The following is a 15,792-nucleotide window of genomic DNA, read 5'->3' as shown; positions in this document are numbered from 1 at the left end:
ACATGCCGCAACCCCAGCCGACACCGGCACCGAAGACCCTCACAACGTTCGAGGCGATGGCACTGTCCATGTACTACGCCGACGCCAGCACCGCCGACATCACCGCGGCGACCGGCCTGTCCGAAGACGAGATCACCACCCTCGTCAACGCCGACGAGCAGGCCCGCACCTCCACTACTTCGCCGTCCGAGAAGGCTGGGGCTGACGATCCGGTGGAGCAGCTGCTCGCCTGGGCCGAAGACCACCCGGCAGCCGGCATCCGCAACAAAGCCGCCCGGATCCGCAGCGACCTGTCCGAACTGACCGCACGACGCGTCGCCGACGCTGCTCACCAGGCGGCCGAAGAGCGCGTCGCCCGCCTCAAGGCCGAGCTGGAGCAGGCACAGGAGCAGCTGCGCGCGGTCAAGGCGGGCCCCCGCCCGGCCGGCACTCCGGCTGCCGCGCCCACCCCGATCCGGACCGCGCGCGGCAGCGGCCGCACCCCCCAGGAGCTCACCGCCATCCGCACCTGGGCACGCGCGAACGGGCACGCCGTCGGCGACAGGGGCGTGGTGCCCAAGAAGGTGCTGGCGGCGTACGACGCCGCCCACCAGGCTCCGGTTCGGAAGGCGGGCTGAAGCATGATCGAGGCGATAGTCCTGGACGGCTTCCTGGAGGAAGAGACCGTGCCCGGCGACCTGCACGGATTCACAGCCCGCTTCCGGCTGACCGTCTCCCCCTCGGACGAGCGGACGGACGAGGCGACCCTGCCGTGCAGCATCACCGACCCGGTGATGGCGGCCGCCGTCCTGCACGGCCTGGTCCCCGGCGACAAGCTGCGCGTCACCGGTCATCTGCGGCTGCCGCGCACGCCGGACGCCCCGCTGTGGCTGGCCGTCACCGCCCTTGAGATCCTCGCGACCGCGCCTGTCCTCACCGACGTTGCCGGGGCCTTCACTGCGGTGCTGGACCGTTACGGCCCGTACGTCTGCTACCTCGACGCCGACACCGACCAAGTCCCGACGTGGACCGAGGCTGGCGTCTGGGTCGGCTGCGCGGACACCCCCGGCGACGTCGGCGGTCTGCTCGAAGCGTTCGAGCAGCGTCAGGCCGCCGACGGCGAATAGCCAAAGACGTCGTGCCGATCCGGCCCGAGAACATCCACCGCTACCCGCGCGACTGGCCCCAGATCAGCGCGCGGATTCGCTTCGAGCGAGCCGGCGGCCGCTGCGAGTGCACAGGCCACTGCAGCCTGGCGCACCCCGGCGGCCGCTGCGCCGCAGTCCACGGTCAGGACCACCCGGACACCGGCTCCACGGTGGTCCTGACCACCGCCCACCTCAACCACCAGCCGGAGGATGTGCGAGAAGAGAACCTCCTCGGCGCCTGCCAGCTGTGCCACCTGCGCATCGACCACGGACACCACCGGATCACCCGATCGATCACGCTGGCCGCCCGCGCGGCCGCCGCCGGGCAGCTCGGCTTCCTCGCCGATGCCGACCTGGAACGTATCGAGCTGCCGGCTCCGCCGCGGCCGCCCCCTCCCCGCACAGTGCGTCCCGTATATCAGCTTTCCTTCACCGATCAGGAGGCGTCCTAATGACCGACCAGCCCACGCGCATCGTTCTCAAGCGCTTTCCCGCCGGCGGTCCCTACGGCTCATGGCCCGCAGACGAGTACGCCACTCAGCAGCAGGCCCAGGGGAAGACCGCACGGGTCGTCATGGACTGGCGTACCGACGATTTCCTCGTCATAGCTGATGGTCCGCTCCGCGCTGATCCGTCACTCCCCGGTGTCGTGCCGCCGCCCGTACAGGCGCTCATGCGCACCTGACCGTCGCCGACCACATCTGCGAAGCCGCGGTCACCGCCGCTCTGGAAACGGTCGGCGCCCGCCGCCGTCGACCTTCCGCACCTACCACGACCCGAACAAGGGACTTCTGCGCCCGCAACCTGGGCGGCCTGGGAACCGTCACCCCAAGCTCCGCTTCCGGCCGCGTGCCGGGAGCGGAGCTTTTTCGTATCCAGACCCGGAATCGTCAACTCCGCACTGTCCGCCACCCGATGGATCAAGCACTCAGGCATGCACTCCCCAATTGGGGAGTGCAGCCCGCAGCCCAGTCCTGCCAAGGGGGCATGGTGTGCCAAGATGCCTGTGCCGCGCACGGTGCGGTCCACACATGAGCAACGAAAGGGCACCCCGTGCTGAACGAAAGCGCAGCGCAGCTGATCGAGCCTCCCGAGGGCAGCACAGTCGTCGGTACGGGCAAGGGCGGCGTCGGCAAGAGCACCGTCGCCGCACACCTCGCCGGCGAGGCTGCTGAGGCTGGCTACCGAACCCTTCTCATCTGTGTGACCGGACAGGATGACGACGACCTCGGCATCAAACGGTTCGGGCGCGGAACCCACCCCGCCGGGCCCTCGGTCCTGGACGGTCAGGGTCTCTACCGGGCGCTTCACGACCGCACCCCGCTCCAGCCGATCCGTGAGGTGCGCCCCAACCTGGACGTAGTCCCCGGGGGGCCGATGGTCGGCGAGGTCTCCCAGCTCCTTATGCTGCGCATGATGCAGGAGGGCCCGGGTGTCGTCCTGTCGCTCGCGCGCGCCCTGGCCCCGATTGCCGCGCTATACGACCGCGTCGTCTTCGACAGCGCCCCCGAGAGTGACTCTCTGGAGCAGCTCGTACTCGCCAGCGCGAAGCATCTCATCGTGCCGACCCGTTCTGACGATTCCTCGATCCTCGGGATGGAACGCATCAGCAGGAACTTCAAGGTCGTCAAGCGGCAGGTGAATCCGCATCTGCAGATGGCCGGGGCGTTCCTGTACGGCTCGAACCGCTCTGCCACCCTCATGCACGCCGCCGTCCGCGACGACATCCGCAGAACCCTGGGTGAAGGCACCCCGATCCTGGACACCATCGTCGGTTACCGCGAGCTGCCCGCCCGTAACGCCCGCAAGAAGGGCCTGCTGTTCGGCGAGTACGCCGAACTGCTCCCGACTTCCGCGACCCGCTACGACGTGAAGGCCGGCCGCGCCACCGACGCTGACGTCGTCCCTGACACGATCATCCCGCTGGCCAAGGAAATGCGGGAGCTGAACCAGGAAATCCTCGAGCACTGCAGGAAGGCGGCCTGATGGGCCTGTTCGACGTCGATGAAGATGCACCGCAGACCGGAGCAGGAGGGTTGTTCTCTGGCGGCCTCCCCGCGGCTGGCGGCACGGCCAACGTCGTGATCAAAGCTCCTCCTGGCACCACACTCGACTCGATCCCCGCGCCGTATCAGCCCAGTGGAGACGCCCGTCTTTCCGACCAGGAACGCCAAGACCTTCAGGCGTGCAAGGCGGGCGTAGACAACCTGCGCAATGCCTTCTGGGTCGCCGGGAAGTCTCTGGAGACCATGAGCACTGCCGAGCTCCACCGCGAAGAGAACCCCAACTTCGCTGACTGGGTCTGGGAAAACTGGGAGATTTCCGAGTCCCAGCTCTACCGGCTCAAGGACGAGTGGAGGGTGGGCGAAGCTCTCGCGAATCTGGGCCACAAGCCGCTGGAGTCGCACGTCCGCAAGCTCACAGAGGTGCGTCGCCAAACCACCGACAAGGTTGCCATCACGGTCTACGACACCATCGCTCGCTGCGTGCCCCGGGTCACCGCACAGATAGTGGAAGATGTTGTCAACGGGCTCGGGGCCCTCCCGAAAGACCTAGACGCAGCCGAAGCCAGCCGTCGCGTGCGTGAGGCGCTCCAGTCGCCGGGCAAGGACGACCAGGATGAGGCCGAGAAGCCAGACGGTGGGGTCCAGAGCATCACCTCCCTCGGCAAGGACTCCCCAATTGGGGAGTCCGGTGCACAAGGCAGCGATAGCAAGGCCGAAGTGCTCGCGGCGAAGGACATCGACCGCCTGGCGGAGGCCCTCGACAGCCTCCAAAAGGCGGCCAAGAAAGTGAACAGGGCTGCCGCCCGCCGCGCGGTGACCGCTCAGCCGGAGACCGCTGTCCCGCTCATCGAGTCCATCGGTGCGGTGCTCCAGCAGATCGACAGAGCTGTCGCGATCCGCCTCCCGAAGTCGGAGTGATCGCCTGGCCGAGTGTGCGTACTCCGCCCCCGCAACCCGGGTGCCGGATACGGCGGCCCCGCGCAGGGGCGGGGCCGCCGTCCTCGGAGTGATCACGCTTTGGTGAGCTTCCGGAGACTGATGTTCACGGGGAACGGGACGTTGGTGATGAGCTCGCCGGTGTGAAGGGGGCGCTCGGGGCTGGGCTCGTAGACACCCCCCTCGGGGTGCAGCCGGAACTCGTGCACCACGGGCAGGCCGCCCTCGGCGCGCTCGATGCGCCAGTAGGAGCGGATGCCGGCTTCGGCGTACAGGGCCGGCTTGCTGAAGCGGTCGGCGTGGCGCGACCCTTCGGACATGACCTCCACGGCGAGTGCGACCCTCTCCCCGGGAATCTGGGCCACCGTGTCGATATCGAGCTGCGACTCGTCGAAGACCAACACGTCGGGCTTGGGGATGTTGTGGTCGTCGATCACGGTGTACGGCGCGATGCCGACGTCGAAGGGCTCACGGCAGGCGCTCTTCAGCTGGCAATACAGCTGGTTCCGTACGCGGTTGTGCCACAGAACGGTCAGCCCTCGGACCACGATGTTCCCGCCCAGCAGCTCCCACTCGAACGGCAGCTCCGCGTGCTTCACCTGATCGTACGTCCAGCCGTCCGGCGGTGGGCACATCCAGTTCTCCAGGGTGGCCCGCTCTCCCGGCCCCTGCTCGGCTTCTGCGGCCATGGCTGCTCGCTCCTGTTCACCGTTCCTTGCGGGGTGGCCGCGACCGCGATCCGGTACCGCTGGCCGCCGGGATGCCGCCGCAGGATCCGTACGTGCTGGGGTGGCCGGCCAGGCGGAGCACATGCCTGGTAGACGTGGCCGCGTTCAAAGAGGTGGTCCACACCAACTCCTCGCGCCCTTAGACGTGGCGACCCTATCGGCCGTCGGCCGCTGGGGCACACACGTCGCCGGAATCCGGGTAGGTCATGTAGTACCCGATCAGGTACTGCCAGGAGACTGCCGACGACGGCACTACGGGCCGGTGAGGATGGCGTGGGTGCCGATGCGGCGCCACACGATGTGGCGGGTGCCGCGTATCTGCTCTTGGCCGTACTGCCAGGTGGCACGTCCCGCGGGCCCGGCGCCCATGGACCAGGTGAGCTCGTAGACGCCAGAAGCGCCGTGCACCCCTTTGATGCGCAGGCCCGGCCGGAAGAGCCCGGTGCGCAGGTCGGGGACGAAAGCGTCCAAGACGACGCGGTGGAAGCGTTGGCGCTGGGCGGGGGTGAGGTGCTGGAGATCGGCGGCGAAGCGGGGGAGGACCTCGAAGGTGGGCACGGCAGTCTCCTGCGGGCAGCACGACGAAGCCCCCGGCGGGCGCCGGGGGCTGAATAGGGCGGTGCTCGTCAGCGGTGCACGTTTTTTGGTGCTCAGTGATGCTCAGCGGTGCTTGCCGGTGTCATTCGGTTCGTGAGGTGTGGGCTGCCGGAGAGCGATGACATTCGCTTCCGGCCCGGGGACACTTCCCGCCTGACGGGCGCCTGAGAAGAAAGTCCGGCCGCTGCTCCCACCTGACGGGACCTACCGCTGGTCGGCTCTTTCTTGCAGGTCAGAGCCGTGTGGCGTGGCTCTATGACAGTGGAGATCAGCATCATCCGAGCCGGTCAGATGTACCGTTACTGCCTGCGCCATACCGTCGTCGGCGACGGGCACCGCCCGGCCCGCACGCCACTGCGCGAGGCCCAGGAACAAGCCGGTGTCCCGGCCGGGCGGTGGATGGGCCGCGGCCTGGCCGCACTCGGACTGGCGCCGGGCGAGGAAGTCACCGAAAGTCAGCTACGGAATCTCTTCGGTGAGCGGGGGCGGCACCCGCACGCGGACCGGATCGAGGCCGACCGGCTCGCCCAAGGCGACTCTCCGAAGGCGGCGGTCAGGGCCGGTGCCCTCGGGCGCCGGGTGACGGTCACCGGCGTCGGCTTCGTCTTCCGGCCGCAGCCGACGATCTACCTCCTATGGGCGCTGGGGGATGACGAGACCCGGCGGGTGATCGAGGCCGCACACGAGTACGCGATCGAGCGGGTGCTGGCGTGGATCGAGGACGAGGTGGCGGTGATCCGCTACGGCAAGGACGGCATCTACCGTGACCGGCCGCCCGGCGGGCTGGTCGCCGCGCGCTTCCGCCACTACGAGGCCCGCTCCGGCATGCCCCTGCTCCATGACCATCTGCTTCTGTCCGTGAAGGGGCAGCGTCTGGACGGGAAGTGGGGCTCGATCCACACCACGGCCCTGCATGAGAACACCGTCGCCGCCTCAGCGCTCTACAACGAGCTCGTGGCCACGGAGGTCTGCGAGGCGCTGGGGCTGGCGACCGAGCCGCGCACCGTCACCGCCGGGCGCCGGCCCGTGATAGAGATAGCCGGGGTGCCGCACGAGCTGATCCGCTGGACCGCCCGGCGCAGCGACCAGATCGCCGCCTGCCTCTCCGAGCTGGAGCACGAGTACGTCACCGCCGTCGACGACGACGGCGAGCCCCGCTTCCTGCCCGTGGTCTCGGAGAGGGCCCGCGCCAAGCTGAACCGGATCGCTGCCCTCAAGACCCGCCCGCCCAAGCAGAAGCCCCGGCCGCTCGCGCAGCTGCGCGCCTCGTGGAAGGCGAGCGCCATCATGCACTTCGGTGCCGACCTGGTGAACTCGCTCCTCGAGCGCGCTCGCGCTGCGGCCGTCACCATCCGGGCCCGGGTCGCCGCGGTGGTGGACGTCGCCCTGGCGGCGGTCGACGTCACCGCGACGGTGTTCGTGATGAATGGTGGCGGCCGGTTCCACCGACGGCATCTGCTCGCCGAAGCCCGCCGTCACCTCGCCCTCGTCCTGCGCGGCCGCCGCCGCGACCCCAACCTGGACGACCAGATCGTGACCGCCGCGCTCGACACCCACTGCCTGGACATCAGCGAGCCGAAGACCCCGCGCGGCGAAGAGCCCGGCTACCGCCTCTACACCGCCCAGTGGGCCCTGTCCGACCTCGAACCCGCCCGGCGCCCACCCAGCACCGCGCCATCCGACCCGGACCCGCAGCCCCCGGCCGGCCCCGGCGCGCCCGCCTCGCCCCGACCCCCGGACCCGGAGCTGGGGGAGCGGGAGATACCCCGCGTCCCGCTGCGCTACGACCGGGCGGTCCTCGCCGGCGCGGCGGTGCGGGGGAAGCTGCGCACCACCACCGCCGTGCGGGGCCGGGTCTACGACGTCGCCGGGCACCAGCAAGCAGCGATGCCCGAACTCCTGCTCCCGCACCAGGACACCGCCCCCGACCGCCGCAGGACAAAGGATGTGCCCCAGCCGGCGGTCGACCTGGAGGCACTGCGTACCGACCTGGAGGCGCTCGCGCTGACCGCCGAGCAACTGCATCAAATCCAGCGGGCGGGCGAGGCGTTCGCCGAGGTGGGGGACGCGTCCCGGCAGCGGCTCCGCCAGGACGACCACGGCGATGACACACCCCGTACGCCTCGCCCAGAAGACGAGCGCGCACAGCGTCCGCCTCAGCCGGGCCACGGCCAGAGCTCCGGCAGACGTCGGTGAACGGCATACGGCGGCCCCACCACCGAGATGGGGCCGCCGTATGTGCTGTCGTCCAGGTACCGGTGCGTCCGGCTCCTGCTCAGTCCTGGAACTCGGTGCTCTTCACGCCAAGGAACGTAGGTTTCGGGGGCCGGACCTCGGACTGCTCCATCGTGTCGGCGAGCTGGACGAAACCGGCGCTGCGTCGGACGACATTGAGGAACTTGCCGAGTGCGGCCTTGTCCTCCCACAACTCCTGTGCGGTGCTGATGATCAGTGACTTCAAGTGCTCCGACTCGCTCGCTTCCACTGCTGCCCCCTCTGGTCATCGGGACGTTCAGCCAACCAACCGAAGCCCAACGCCCGCAAGACCGCGGCCAGCTACCGCTCGGGCAGTGCGTGTTTCTGGGCTGGATCGCGCCGACGAAAGCCCCGGCGGCCGCAGGTGGTAGCAGGCGGTGCGGCGCCGGGGCTTCGTGCCGCCCGGGGCCATGGGTGGTACCGCCGGGCGGCGGCTTTGGGACGCTTCCTCAGGGCGCCGTAGTGGCGGGGGCAGGCCGTTCGGCAGCCTTCAGGTGGTCGAGGCGTTCGTACAGTGCCCGTACGAGGCGGGCACGGTTTTGCACACAGGCGACCGTGGCGTCCGGCTGAGCTGCCAGGCGGCGTTCGGCTTCGCCGAGGACGACCTCGGCCAGTCCCCGCACCGTGCTGTTCTTGGGCAGTGCGGCGCAGCGGCGCTGGACGTCGCCGGCCACGGCCCGGGCATGCCCGGTCAGCTGCAAATTGATCTGTTCGTAGTCGCGGGGCTGGAGCACCGGCTTGGGGCCGGTCCAGGCCAGGACGGCGGTGACCAATGAGAGGTACGGTTCGCGGTCGAGCGGCAGCGTCTGCTCCCAGAGGCCGCCCGGGTCGTACAGGATGTGCTGGTCCATGCGCGGCTGCCCTTTCGCGTGCGATGCCCGTTTCGGCGCGCGGCGGGGGCCGGCGCACGGCGGAACGGCTTACGCACAGACAACGCCGTAGCAGGCGAGGGGACCATGACGAACCGCTGCCCTCTCACCCCACCGGCACCCTGACAAGTTGACCCGTCCTTTACCCGAGTGGAAGCGGCCGCCGCCCTACCGTGGCCTCATGGAGCGGGTGAGAAACCGGGCGCTCGGCAGCTGGATGGACCAACACCGCTTCACCACGCTCGAGCTGGCCGACCGGGTCAATGCGGCCCTGGAACAGCTCACCGGCCGGCGCGGCCGCGTCAGCGACCGGACCGTCTTCCGCTGGCTGTCCGGAGAAACTCCATGGCCACAAGCCCGCCAACGCCAAGCCCTGCAGATGGTGACCGGCCAGTCGGCGACCGGCCTAGGCTTCGTTCCCCGTACCGCTGACGGGGAGGAGGACGAGGTGCGCCGACGCCGCTTTGTGACCGCGGCCGGTGGCGCCGCCCTGCCGAGGAACGCCGCGGTCGGCATGAGCGACGTCCACCGCCTGCGCGCACGGATTGACGCCCTGGCTCACCAGGACGATGCACACGGCGGCAGCCGCGGCCTGGAGAAGACGGCGCTGCACCGCGCCGATCAGGCACAGGAACTGCTGCAGCGCACGGTGGCCTCCGCCCGGGTCCGCGGCGCGCTGTACGCGCTGGCCGCAGATGCGACCACCACGGCGGCCTGGGCGGCGATCGACACCCACAACCCCGCCCGGGCCGCCGCCTGCCTGCACCGGGCGCTCGCCCTGGCCGGCATGGCGCACGACGCGGACGCCGAACTGCGCGCCTGGCACAACCTGTCCATGCTCGCCACGCAGCAGGACCGGCACAGCGACGCGCTCGCCGCCGCCGAAGCCGCCCGCACCTCCAGCGCCGCCGCCCGCGACCCGCTCTACGCCTCCCTCGCCCACGCCCGCACCGCCTCCTGCCACGCCCGCACCGGCAACCGGCAAGCCGTCCTGCGCTCCCTGGGCTACGCCGAGCGGTCCTTCACCCACGCCGACTCGGACATCTGGCGCCCCGGCTGGCTGCGCTTCTTCGACGCGGCCGAGCTGCACGGTCTCGCTGGCGTCTTCCACCAGCGCCTCGGGCAGTACGACCTCGCCGAATACCGCGCCCACCACGCCCTGGCCCAGATGCACCCCGACCTGGTGCGCAACCGCGCGTACTACACCGCCACGCTCGCCCTGGCCCAGGCCGCTCAGCGCAACATCGAGCAGGCGTGCGCCACCGCAGACCAGGCCCTCGCCCTGGCCGGACCGGTTCCGGCCTCCGCGCGCATCCGCACCCTGCTCGGCCAGTTCCGCACCCGCCTGTCCGCCCTCGCCCCGTACGAGCCGGCCGCCGCCGACTGGCTGCACCGCCCCCCCGCCCCACCTTCCGGTAGGAGATGAGCGTCGTGTCCGAGAGCCTGCTGCAGCTTGTCCGCGCTGACCAGTACCGCGAGGTCCGCAGCCTGTTGCTCGACGTCTACCGTGAGATCTACGCCGACGAGGACCAGGCGTTTCATGACGTGGACCGGTTCGCCGAGCGCGCCGACATGTACGCCTCCCTGGACGGCTGGTGCGCTGTCCTCGGCCGTGCGGGAGGCAGCGGGGGAGAGGTGACCGGATATGCCTTCGGCGCCCCGCTGCCGGCCGGCTCCGCCTGGTGGAATTCCGCTGCCGGTCCGCTGTCGGACGACTTCACCCGCGAGGACGGCCGGCGCACCTTCGCCGTCTTCGAGGTCATGGTGCGCCGCCCCTGGCGTGGCACCGGCGAGGCACACCGTCTCCACGAACGGCTTCTGCACGATCGGCCGGAGCAACGTGCCACACTGCTGGTCGACGCGTCCCACCCGGAGGTTCGGCGGCGCTACGAGCAGTGGGGCTACCGCGCTCTCGGCAACCAGCAGCCCTTCGCCGATGCCCCTGTCTACACCATGATGCTCCGCCCCTTGGCCCAGGAGTGATGCCTGCCGGGCGAAGCGGGCCCCGGCCCGGGGCCGACTGGCGGTGCCGGGCGGTCTACGGTGTGCGGCATGACAGGTGGGCAGCAGGACCAGGGGCAGGGGCGTGCGCCGGAGTCGACGTGGGAGTTCTGCCTGAGCTGGGGCACAGCGATGATCGACTACGTGGAGAAGGCCGGCCGTACGGTGCCCACCGAGGAGTGGGCGCTGACGCTGACGGAGCCGGACCGGCTCCTGGTCAACGTGGTGCTCGCGGCCGCCATCTACCAGCAGGCGTCCACATCGGCCCTGGTAGGGGAGGAGACCAACGACGTGGCGCTGTGCGCACCACAGGGCCGCGGAGTGACCGGGCTGCTGACCCAGCAGGCTCTCGCATGCGTCCAGGGCGTGCCCGACCAGGAGAGCACCGAGCGGGGCCGCACCGAGCGGATCGCGCTGGCCGAGCACGCGGGCCGTCTGGACGGCCGGGACCGGTGGGAGCGGGTGCTGCGTGTCACCGGTGAGCTGGCGGCCATGGTGGCGCGGGATGTGGCGGGGAAGCGCTACTGGGAGACCGAGACACCGATGCGGGCCTTCGGGGCCATATACCGGCGGCTGCTTGAGCACCGTCAGATCGCCGACGCCCTCGGCGATCACGAGTACTGAACGGCGGTGCCGGTGCCCGAGCGCGGTAGGCCATACGGCGGCAGGGCAGCACCAACGCTCTCGTACGCCACCTGGCCAGGTGGCCATCCGCGAGGCTGCCTCGAGGGTTGCCGCCAGACTCCCGGCCAGGTGGCCGGTGGCAGTCAGTCCGCGCCGTCGACCTTCCGGCGCACTTGTTCGATGATGTCGTCGCGACCGACGATCGGGTATTCCGGCTGCCGGAGGAACGCGTTGATCTCGTTCGGGTCGCTGTGCCGAGGCATATCCGCTGCCACGATCATGAGGTCCTGAGCCTGGTGGACACCCTGGGACGAGGGGCGTACGCCGGTGGCCCGGGCGGCAGCCACACGCAGGTGAGCGGGGTCGAGCTGCCAGTGCTCCGAAACGTGCCCCTGCGCGCATTCGCGGATGGCTGAGGGCCCGTCGGCGCGCACCACGCGAGCCGGGTGGTCGTCTGGGCAGCAGAGCCGCACGAGGCTGTTGGCGGTCACGATTCGGATGCGGTCGGCTTCGATGGTGAGGGAGCCGGCCTGGACTTCCGGTGCGGTGGCCTGCCGGCGTTCCTGGTCGGAGCAGCCGGTGAGCAACTCGGTGAGCCGTTGGACGGCGCCGCGCATGGGGGAGGGGCTCGGGGCGGGCGGTTCGATGTCGTCGGCCAGCGAACTGCCGAGGCGGCCGCCGTACTGGCTGCGGATGGTGTTGAAGATCCGCCACAGCGGAGGGGCATACAGCGACGTGGGATCGTAGCTCTGCCCGGTTGCGTTCAGGGCCAGCTCGATCTCGTCGATGATCTGAGGCTCTCGGTCGGCGGGCCCGGCGAGGGCGTCATGCAGCTCGGCGGTGGGCACATCATGAGGCTGCCGCTCTCCGGTGTAGGTGCGGGCGAAGAGGAGCAGCGCCAGCGTGCACAGTTCGTCGCCTGCCCGGCCGCCGCGCACCCACGGCCGATTGATGAGGATGCGGGCCGCTTCGTGCACTGCGGTGACCCAGCGGTCTGGGGCTGACGAGAATAGGAGCAGGCTCATCTCCAGGTCGAGGTCGTATGCGCTCTGGGCGGCGGGCTCCGCCGTCGGGACGTCAGACATGCCCTCATCCTGCACCCCTGGTGGCAAGATGATCTGCCGTTTGCAGCACGGCGATCTGATGGGGCAGCTGATGGAGGGTTTCTATGCGGAGGTCGAGACCCGGGCGACTGCCTGGCCTGCGGGACGGGCGGACCTGCACTGGCACATCCTGTTCGCCCCCGAGGTGATCGAGGAGAAGCTGGTCGCCCCGTACCGGGAGATCCTGCACCAGCCCGGGCTCGCCCCGGTCGACGCCCGCTGGGTGCACACCACCGTCATGCACGGCGGCCCCATGGAGGAGTACAAGCCGGGCGAGATCGACACCATCCTGGAGCGCGTGCGCGCCGAGTGCGCCACCATCGCACCCTTCGACCTGGTCTTCGACCGCCCGGCGATCGGCCGCGTCGCGGTGGAATGCACCGCCCGTCCCGGCGCCCCGGCCCGGCGCTTGTGGGAGCTGACCACCAGGATCGACGCCGAAGTGACCGGCAGCCGCTTCCCGACCACCCCTTCCGGCTATTACCCGCACAGCTCTCTGGCGTACGGGGTGGCCGGCCCCGAGCGGGCCAACCGGCAGACGATGAAGCGCCTGATGTCTGATCACCCTGGCGAACCGGTCGTGGTGCGCGCGGAGAAGATTTCGCTCGTCGCGCAGTCCCACGACCGTCGTCACATCACCTGGCAGCACATCGCGAACGCGTCACTGGGCGGGGCTTGAGGGCAGCCGCAGCAAGGCGGTATGCCTCGGTCACTGTGCTGCGGCGGAGTGGTCTGCGGTGGCACATCGGCCTGAGAGACGTGCGCTGCGCCACCGGCTCGCCCGCCCCGGCCGAGGGCGCGGGGTGCAGGAGGGCTGGTCACTGCACCAGTGTCCCGTATCGAGTTCCGGCCTACCGCTCGCGCGGTACGCGTTCTTGATCGCCAGTGTGTCCCCGGAGGGGCTGGGTGTTCAGGTGGTGCCAGCGGGCGCGGAGTTGTGTGCCGGTGGGGGTGGTCAGGCGGCGGTGGAAGGCGGTCAGCAGGCCGGTGATGGTGGTGGGGGTGCTGCCGGTGATGTCGGCGCTGTGGGTGGGGGTGAGGCCGATGATGCCGCACAGGAGGGCGGCGTCGGCTTCGGGGTGGGGCAGGAGGGTGTGCAGGGGGTCGGAGCGGGGGGCGGGGGTGGTGCGTTGGAACCAGTTGATGCGTGTGGTCAGCAGGTGCCAGGCGGTGGCGGGGGTGTTGGGGCTGGCCAGTGCCTGGGGCCAGATGGTGGCGAGGTCGCCGAGGGCGGCTTCGACGAGGCGTTCGGCCTGCGGTGCGTGGGTCACGCGCAGGTGGGTGTAGTGCAGGTAGGTGGGGTGGTGGAGCTGGCAGAAGGCGGTGAAGTCGGCGGGCAGCCGTACGGTGATCGTTGAGCCGGCGGGTGCGGTGAGGGCGGGCGGGCTGGGCATGGGTCCCCCGTGTGGAGCGGTGGCAGGCTGGGCGGGTTAGCCGAAGGACTGCGCGGGCAGGCAGGGCCCGTCGGGGCCGGGAGGCGGGTGCAGCGCCTGGACGCGCGTCCACAGCGGTTCGATGTCGTCTTCGTCGCCCCGGACGGCTGCGACGAACGCGCGCACGGCCGGCCAGGTCAGGTCACCGGGATGAAGTTCTGCCTGGCCCAGCAGGGCGCGGGCGGTGCGTTCGGTCAGGCCGGCGGCTCCGGGGCGGTCGGGCAGGGTGTCGAGCGGGGGCCGGGCGGCGGCCAGGTGCAGTCCGCGCAGTGCGGCCTGCACCTGGCGGATGGCGTCGTCGTAGGTGCCGGCCGGGGCCGAGGCCAGCCCCTGGGCCTTGTTCCACAGCAGGCACAGGTCTTCGGGGTCGGTGTCGCAGGCGCGCGCGAACCACAGGACGACCGGCCACTTCGGCGTGCGCTGCCCGGCCATGATCCGGTAGATGAAGGAGGGGGAGACGCCGGTGGCCGGGGCGAGGGCGCGGACACTGTGGCCGGAGACCTTGTGCAGGTGGGACAGGGCGCGGGCGAGCGCGTCGCCGGGACGGCCGGGCAGCGAGCGGGTCACCGCGCTCAGATGGCCGTCCTCGGGGGTGTACTGGGCGGGGAGGGCGGGCATCGCCGGCGGTCGGCGGTCGGCCCGGTCGCGCAGCAGCTTGTCGACCTGCGGCGCGGAGTAGCGGCTCTTGAGGGTGTTGGGCGTCAGGTTCAGCGTCTTGCCGAGGGCGCCCCAGGTCGCGCCGTTCTGCAGGGACTGGCGGATCAGGACGGCCAGGCCCTCCTCCAGATCGCGCCGCAGGGCGACGCAGTACTGGATGGTCTCCAGCGGGTAGGCGGGCACGGGCTGGTTGGCGCGGTGCTCGAGGGCCTGGGCCTTGGTGAGCAGGGCCTTGGTGATGCGGGCGGCGTCCTCGTCGTACGTGCGCGCCGGGGGCGGGGTGGGGGTCCGGCCCCGGTAGGAGGCGCTGCGGCATCGGGGGCCGCAGTAGCGCGGCATGCGTCCGGTGGAGCGCGGGCGCTGAAAATGCCGGTGGCAATGGTCGCAGATGAGCAAGGACGGTTCGTTCGTCATCCTCGGCTTTCCCGTTTTCGGTCGTATTCGATCAGGGCATTGCGCGAACACGCGTCTGTCTGGTCGCAGATTTCATGCAGCGCAGGGCAGCGGCTTCACAGGAATCCGGCGACACGAATGAGGGGCATCCGAGTGCCGTTCGACCAGTGAAACAGCAGAGCGAAAACGGTGCGGCCCGGTCTCAGCCGGGACCGCACCACCGGGTTTCCGCTACTCGAAGCGGATAACCCGGTGCCGGAGCAGGGGACAGCGCGCGGCCAGGAGTGCCGGCGCCAGTACAACGCCCAGGGGGCCGGCGGCCTGGGGGCCGTGGACGAGCACGACACCCAGCGCCAGGACGACGACGAAGACCGCCACGGGCATGTTGACAGCCGTGTCGACAACGCGGAAGGTTTGCCGCCCCCAAACAGGCGGCATGCTACGGTCGAATCCGCTGGTCAATGCTTCAAGCAAGCAGCCGGCGGCACGCGGGGCAGGAGACATGAGCACCATTTCTTTCACCTTGTACTCGCACTTCGACGGCAGGGCCCTGAGAAAGGTTTGACGGCCACTCAGGGCCCTCCCGCATGCCAGACCCTAGCCCGCCGCGTGTACAGAGAGCGACATCGTCGTCACGAAAGACGAAAAGCCTCTCAAATGAATACACGAAAGCAATGCGCAGAGGCGTAACAGACACCCGGCAGCCTCATTGTCCAGCACGCCTTAACGCCCCCGCGCGAAAGTTCCTATAAACGTCCGCAAAGAAGGCCCAGCCCCTACAATGCGCCCGCGCACACCCGACGGAGCCCGCCACACCCTTCGGCGCCTGCGCCCCCTCGCCCGCGCTACGACGGCGGCGGGGCCTGACCAACGGCGGCCGCCGACATCAAGCCCGCACCGCGCCCGGGCGACGGTGCTTTCGGCGGGTCCGCAGGGGCGGGCCGGGCCGGTTCGTCACCGGCGTCTGGCCGCCGCCGACCCGTTCCCGCCGGTGTCTCGTTCTTCTTCCCCGAGGAACGAGCCGCGCCGATCATGCCCAGATGTCCGGGCTGTCATGCACAG

19 protein-coding genes are annotated in these 15,792 nt (G+C 70.3%); 11 read left to right on the top strand and 8 right to left on the bottom strand.

The features are described 5' to 3' along the window. Nucleotides 1–2 precede the first annotated feature (2 nt). From ACFV57_RS34820 to ACFV57_RS34795, 6 genes are all read left to right on the top strand, one after another. The gene (locus ACFV57_RS34820) at nucleotides 3–617 is read left to right on the top strand and encodes a histone-like nucleoid-structuring protein Lsr2 (RefSeq protein WP_385240523.1); all 615 of its coding nucleotides are present in this window, start codon (nucleotides 3–5) and stop codon (nucleotides 615–617) included. Between the two features lie 3 nt (nucleotides 618–620). After that, nucleotides 621–1,106, top strand: coding sequence for a hypothetical protein (locus ACFV57_RS34815; protein WP_385240520.1), 486 nt, complete (start codon nucleotides 621–623; stop codon nucleotides 1,104–1,106). A gap of 11 nt (nucleotides 1,107–1,117) precedes the next feature. Next, entirely contained in the window at nucleotides 1,118–1,579 is a 462-nt protein-coding gene (locus ACFV57_RS34810; RefSeq protein WP_385240516.1) for a hypothetical protein, read from the top strand. Next, the gene (locus ACFV57_RS34805; RefSeq protein ID WP_385240513.1) at nucleotides 1,579–1,812 is read left to right on the top strand and encodes a hypothetical protein; all 234 of its coding nucleotides are present in this window, start codon (nucleotides 1,579–1,581) and stop codon (nucleotides 1,810–1,812) included. Before ACFV57_RS34810 ends, ACFV57_RS34805 begins: the two co-directional genes overlap by 1 nt. A 368-nt stretch (nucleotides 1,813–2,180) precedes the next feature. Beyond that, nucleotides 2,181–3,113, top strand: coding sequence for a ParA family protein (locus ACFV57_RS34800; protein WP_385240510.1), 933 nt, complete (start codon nucleotides 2,181–2,183; stop codon nucleotides 3,111–3,113). Further along, nucleotides 3,113–4,051: a hypothetical protein gene (locus ACFV57_RS34795; protein ID WP_385240508.1), complete on the top strand. Its 939-nt coding sequence runs from the start codon at nucleotides 3,113–3,115 to the stop codon at nucleotides 4,049–4,051. The genes ACFV57_RS34800 and ACFV57_RS34795 overlap by 1 nt, the downstream gene beginning before the upstream one ends. 92 nt (nucleotides 4,052–4,143) lie before the next feature. Here ACFV57_RS34795 and ACFV57_RS34790 read toward each other — a convergent pair whose 3' ends face one another. Continuing rightward, complete coding sequence (locus tag ACFV57_RS34790; protein WP_385240505.1) at nucleotides 4,144–4,758, bottom strand: Uma2 family endonuclease; 615 nt, start codon at nucleotides 4,756–4,758, stop codon at nucleotides 4,144–4,146. A gap of 291 nt (nucleotides 4,759–5,049) precedes the next feature. Continuing rightward, nucleotides 5,050–5,355, bottom strand: a complete 306-nt coding sequence (locus ACFV57_RS34785) for a hypothetical protein (protein ID WP_385240502.1) — start codon at nucleotides 5,353–5,355, stop codon at nucleotides 5,050–5,052. 294 nt (nucleotides 5,356–5,649) lie between these two features. Between ACFV57_RS34785 and mobF the strand changes: the two genes are divergently transcribed. Then, entirely contained in the window at nucleotides 5,650–7,590 is a 1,941-nt protein-coding gene (gene mobF, locus ACFV57_RS34780) for a MobF family relaxase (RefSeq protein WP_385240499.1), read from the top strand. Nucleotides 7,591–7,669: 79 nt separating this feature from the next. Here mobF and ACFV57_RS34775 read toward each other — a convergent pair whose 3' ends face one another. Together ACFV57_RS34775 and ACFV57_RS34770 are read right to left on the bottom strand one after the other, a co-directional pair. Next, entirely contained in the window at nucleotides 7,670–7,855 is a 186-nt protein-coding gene (locus ACFV57_RS34775) for a hypothetical protein (protein ID WP_385240496.1), read from the bottom strand. A 244-nt stretch (nucleotides 7,856–8,099) separates the two neighbouring features. Then, nucleotides 8,100–8,501, bottom strand: a complete 402-nt coding sequence (locus ACFV57_RS34770) for a DUF6415 family natural product biosynthesis protein (RefSeq protein ID WP_385240493.1) — start codon at nucleotides 8,499–8,501, stop codon at nucleotides 8,100–8,102. Between the two features lie 199 nt (nucleotides 8,502–8,700). On the opposite strand from ACFV57_RS34770, the gene ACFV57_RS34765 reads away from it, so the two are divergent. The 3 genes from ACFV57_RS34765 to ACFV57_RS34755 all read left to right on the top strand — a co-directional run bounded on the left by ACFV57_RS34765 (nucleotide 8,701) and on the right by ACFV57_RS34755 (nucleotide 11,144). Then, nucleotides 8,701–9,945: a hypothetical protein gene (locus ACFV57_RS34765; protein ID WP_385240490.1), complete on the top strand. Its 1,245-nt coding sequence runs from the start codon at nucleotides 8,701–8,703 to the stop codon at nucleotides 9,943–9,945. A 5-nt stretch (nucleotides 9,946–9,950) separates the two neighbouring features. Continuing rightward, a complete protein-coding gene (locus ACFV57_RS34760) occupies nucleotides 9,951–10,502 on the top strand; it encodes a GNAT family N-acetyltransferase (RefSeq protein ID WP_385240487.1) in 552 nt (183 codons plus the stop codon). A 69-nt stretch (nucleotides 10,503–10,571) separates the two neighbouring features. After that, entirely contained in the window at nucleotides 10,572–11,144 is a 573-nt protein-coding gene (locus ACFV57_RS34755) for a hypothetical protein (RefSeq protein ID WP_385240484.1), read from the top strand. 143 nt (nucleotides 11,145–11,287) lie between these two features. Here the strand turns inward: ACFV57_RS34755 and ACFV57_RS34750 are convergent, their stop codons facing one another. Then, nucleotides 11,288–12,244 (bottom strand): hypothetical protein, encoded by a 957-nt coding sequence (locus tag ACFV57_RS34750; RefSeq protein WP_385240481.1) that lies wholly within the window; start codon nucleotides 12,242–12,244, stop codon nucleotides 11,288–11,290. 25 nt (nucleotides 12,245–12,269) lie between these two features. Here ACFV57_RS34750 and ACFV57_RS34745 point away from each other — a divergent pair, with 25 nt between their 5' ends. Beyond that, nucleotides 12,270–12,926, top strand: coding sequence for a 2'-5' RNA ligase family protein (locus ACFV57_RS34745; protein WP_385240478.1), 657 nt, complete (start codon nucleotides 12,270–12,272; stop codon nucleotides 12,924–12,926). Nucleotides 12,927–13,098: 172 nt separating this feature from the next. Here ACFV57_RS34745 and ACFV57_RS34740 read toward each other — a convergent pair whose 3' ends face one another. The 3 genes from ACFV57_RS34740 to ACFV57_RS34730 all read right to left on the bottom strand — a co-directional run bounded on the left by ACFV57_RS34740 (nucleotide 13,099) and on the right by ACFV57_RS34730 (nucleotide 15,114). Continuing rightward, nucleotides 13,099–13,641, bottom strand: coding sequence for a hypothetical protein (locus ACFV57_RS34740; protein WP_385240475.1), 543 nt, complete (start codon nucleotides 13,639–13,641; stop codon nucleotides 13,099–13,101). A gap of 36 nt (nucleotides 13,642–13,677) precedes the next feature. Continuing rightward, a complete protein-coding gene (locus tag ACFV57_RS34735) occupies nucleotides 13,678–14,751 on the bottom strand; it encodes a helix-turn-helix domain-containing protein (RefSeq protein ID WP_385240472.1) in 1,074 nt (357 codons plus the stop codon). Between the two features lie 210 nt (nucleotides 14,752–14,961). Further along, complete coding sequence (locus tag ACFV57_RS34730) at nucleotides 14,962–15,114, bottom strand: hypothetical protein (protein ID WP_385240469.1); 153 nt, start codon at nucleotides 15,112–15,114, stop codon at nucleotides 14,962–14,964. Nucleotides 15,115–15,792 lie beyond the last annotated feature (678 nt).

Origin of the sequence: Streptomyces sp. NPDC059788 (assembly GCF_042732265.1) — a bacterium.
In the GTDB taxonomy this organism is placed as follows: Bacteria; Actinomycetota; Actinomycetes; order Streptomycetales; family Streptomycetaceae; genus Streptomyces.
Note: the sequence above shows the minus strand (reverse complement) of the source record. Positions and strands in the feature narration are given on the sequence as shown.

Coding starts and splice junctions, on each gene's coding strand:
- ACFV57_RS34805 (WP_385240513.1), top strand. CDS start 1,579: ATGACCGACCAGCCCACGCGCATCGTTCTCAAGCGCTTTCCCGCCGGC.
- ACFV57_RS34820 (WP_385240523.1), top strand. CDS start 3: ATGCCGCAACCCCAGCCGACACCGGCACCGAAGACCCTCACAACGTTC.
- ACFV57_RS34795 (WP_385240508.1), top strand. CDS start 3,113: ATGGGCCTGTTCGACGTCGATGAAGATGCACCGCAGACCGGAGCAGGA.
- ACFV57_RS34765 (WP_385240490.1), top strand. CDS start 8,701: ATGGAGCGGGTGAGAAACCGGGCGCTCGGCAGCTGGATGGACCAACAC.
- ACFV57_RS34735 (WP_385240472.1), bottom strand. CDS start 14,751: ATGACGAACGAACCGTCCTTGCTCATCTGCGACCATTGCCACCGGCAT.
- ACFV57_RS34740 (WP_385240475.1), bottom strand. CDS start 13,641: ATGCCCAGCCCGCCCGCCCTCACCGCACCCGCCGGCTCAACGATCACC.
- ACFV57_RS34790 (WP_385240505.1), bottom strand. CDS start 4,758: ATGGCCGCAGAAGCCGAGCAGGGGCCGGGAGAGCGGGCCACCCTGGAG.
- ACFV57_RS34755 (WP_385240484.1), top strand. CDS start 10,572: ATGACAGGTGGGCAGCAGGACCAGGGGCAGGGGCGTGCGCCGGAGTCG.
- ACFV57_RS34770 (WP_385240493.1), bottom strand. CDS start 8,501: ATGGACCAGCACATCCTGTACGACCCGGGCGGCCTCTGGGAGCAGACG.
- ACFV57_RS34815 (WP_385240520.1), top strand. CDS start 621: ATGATCGAGGCGATAGTCCTGGACGGCTTCCTGGAGGAAGAGACCGTG.
- mobF (WP_385240499.1), top strand. CDS start 5,650: ATGACAGTGGAGATCAGCATCATCCGAGCCGGTCAGATGTACCGTTAC.
- ACFV57_RS34730 (WP_385240469.1), bottom strand. CDS start 15,114: ATGCCCGTGGCGGTCTTCGTCGTCGTCCTGGCGCTGGGTGTCGTGCTC.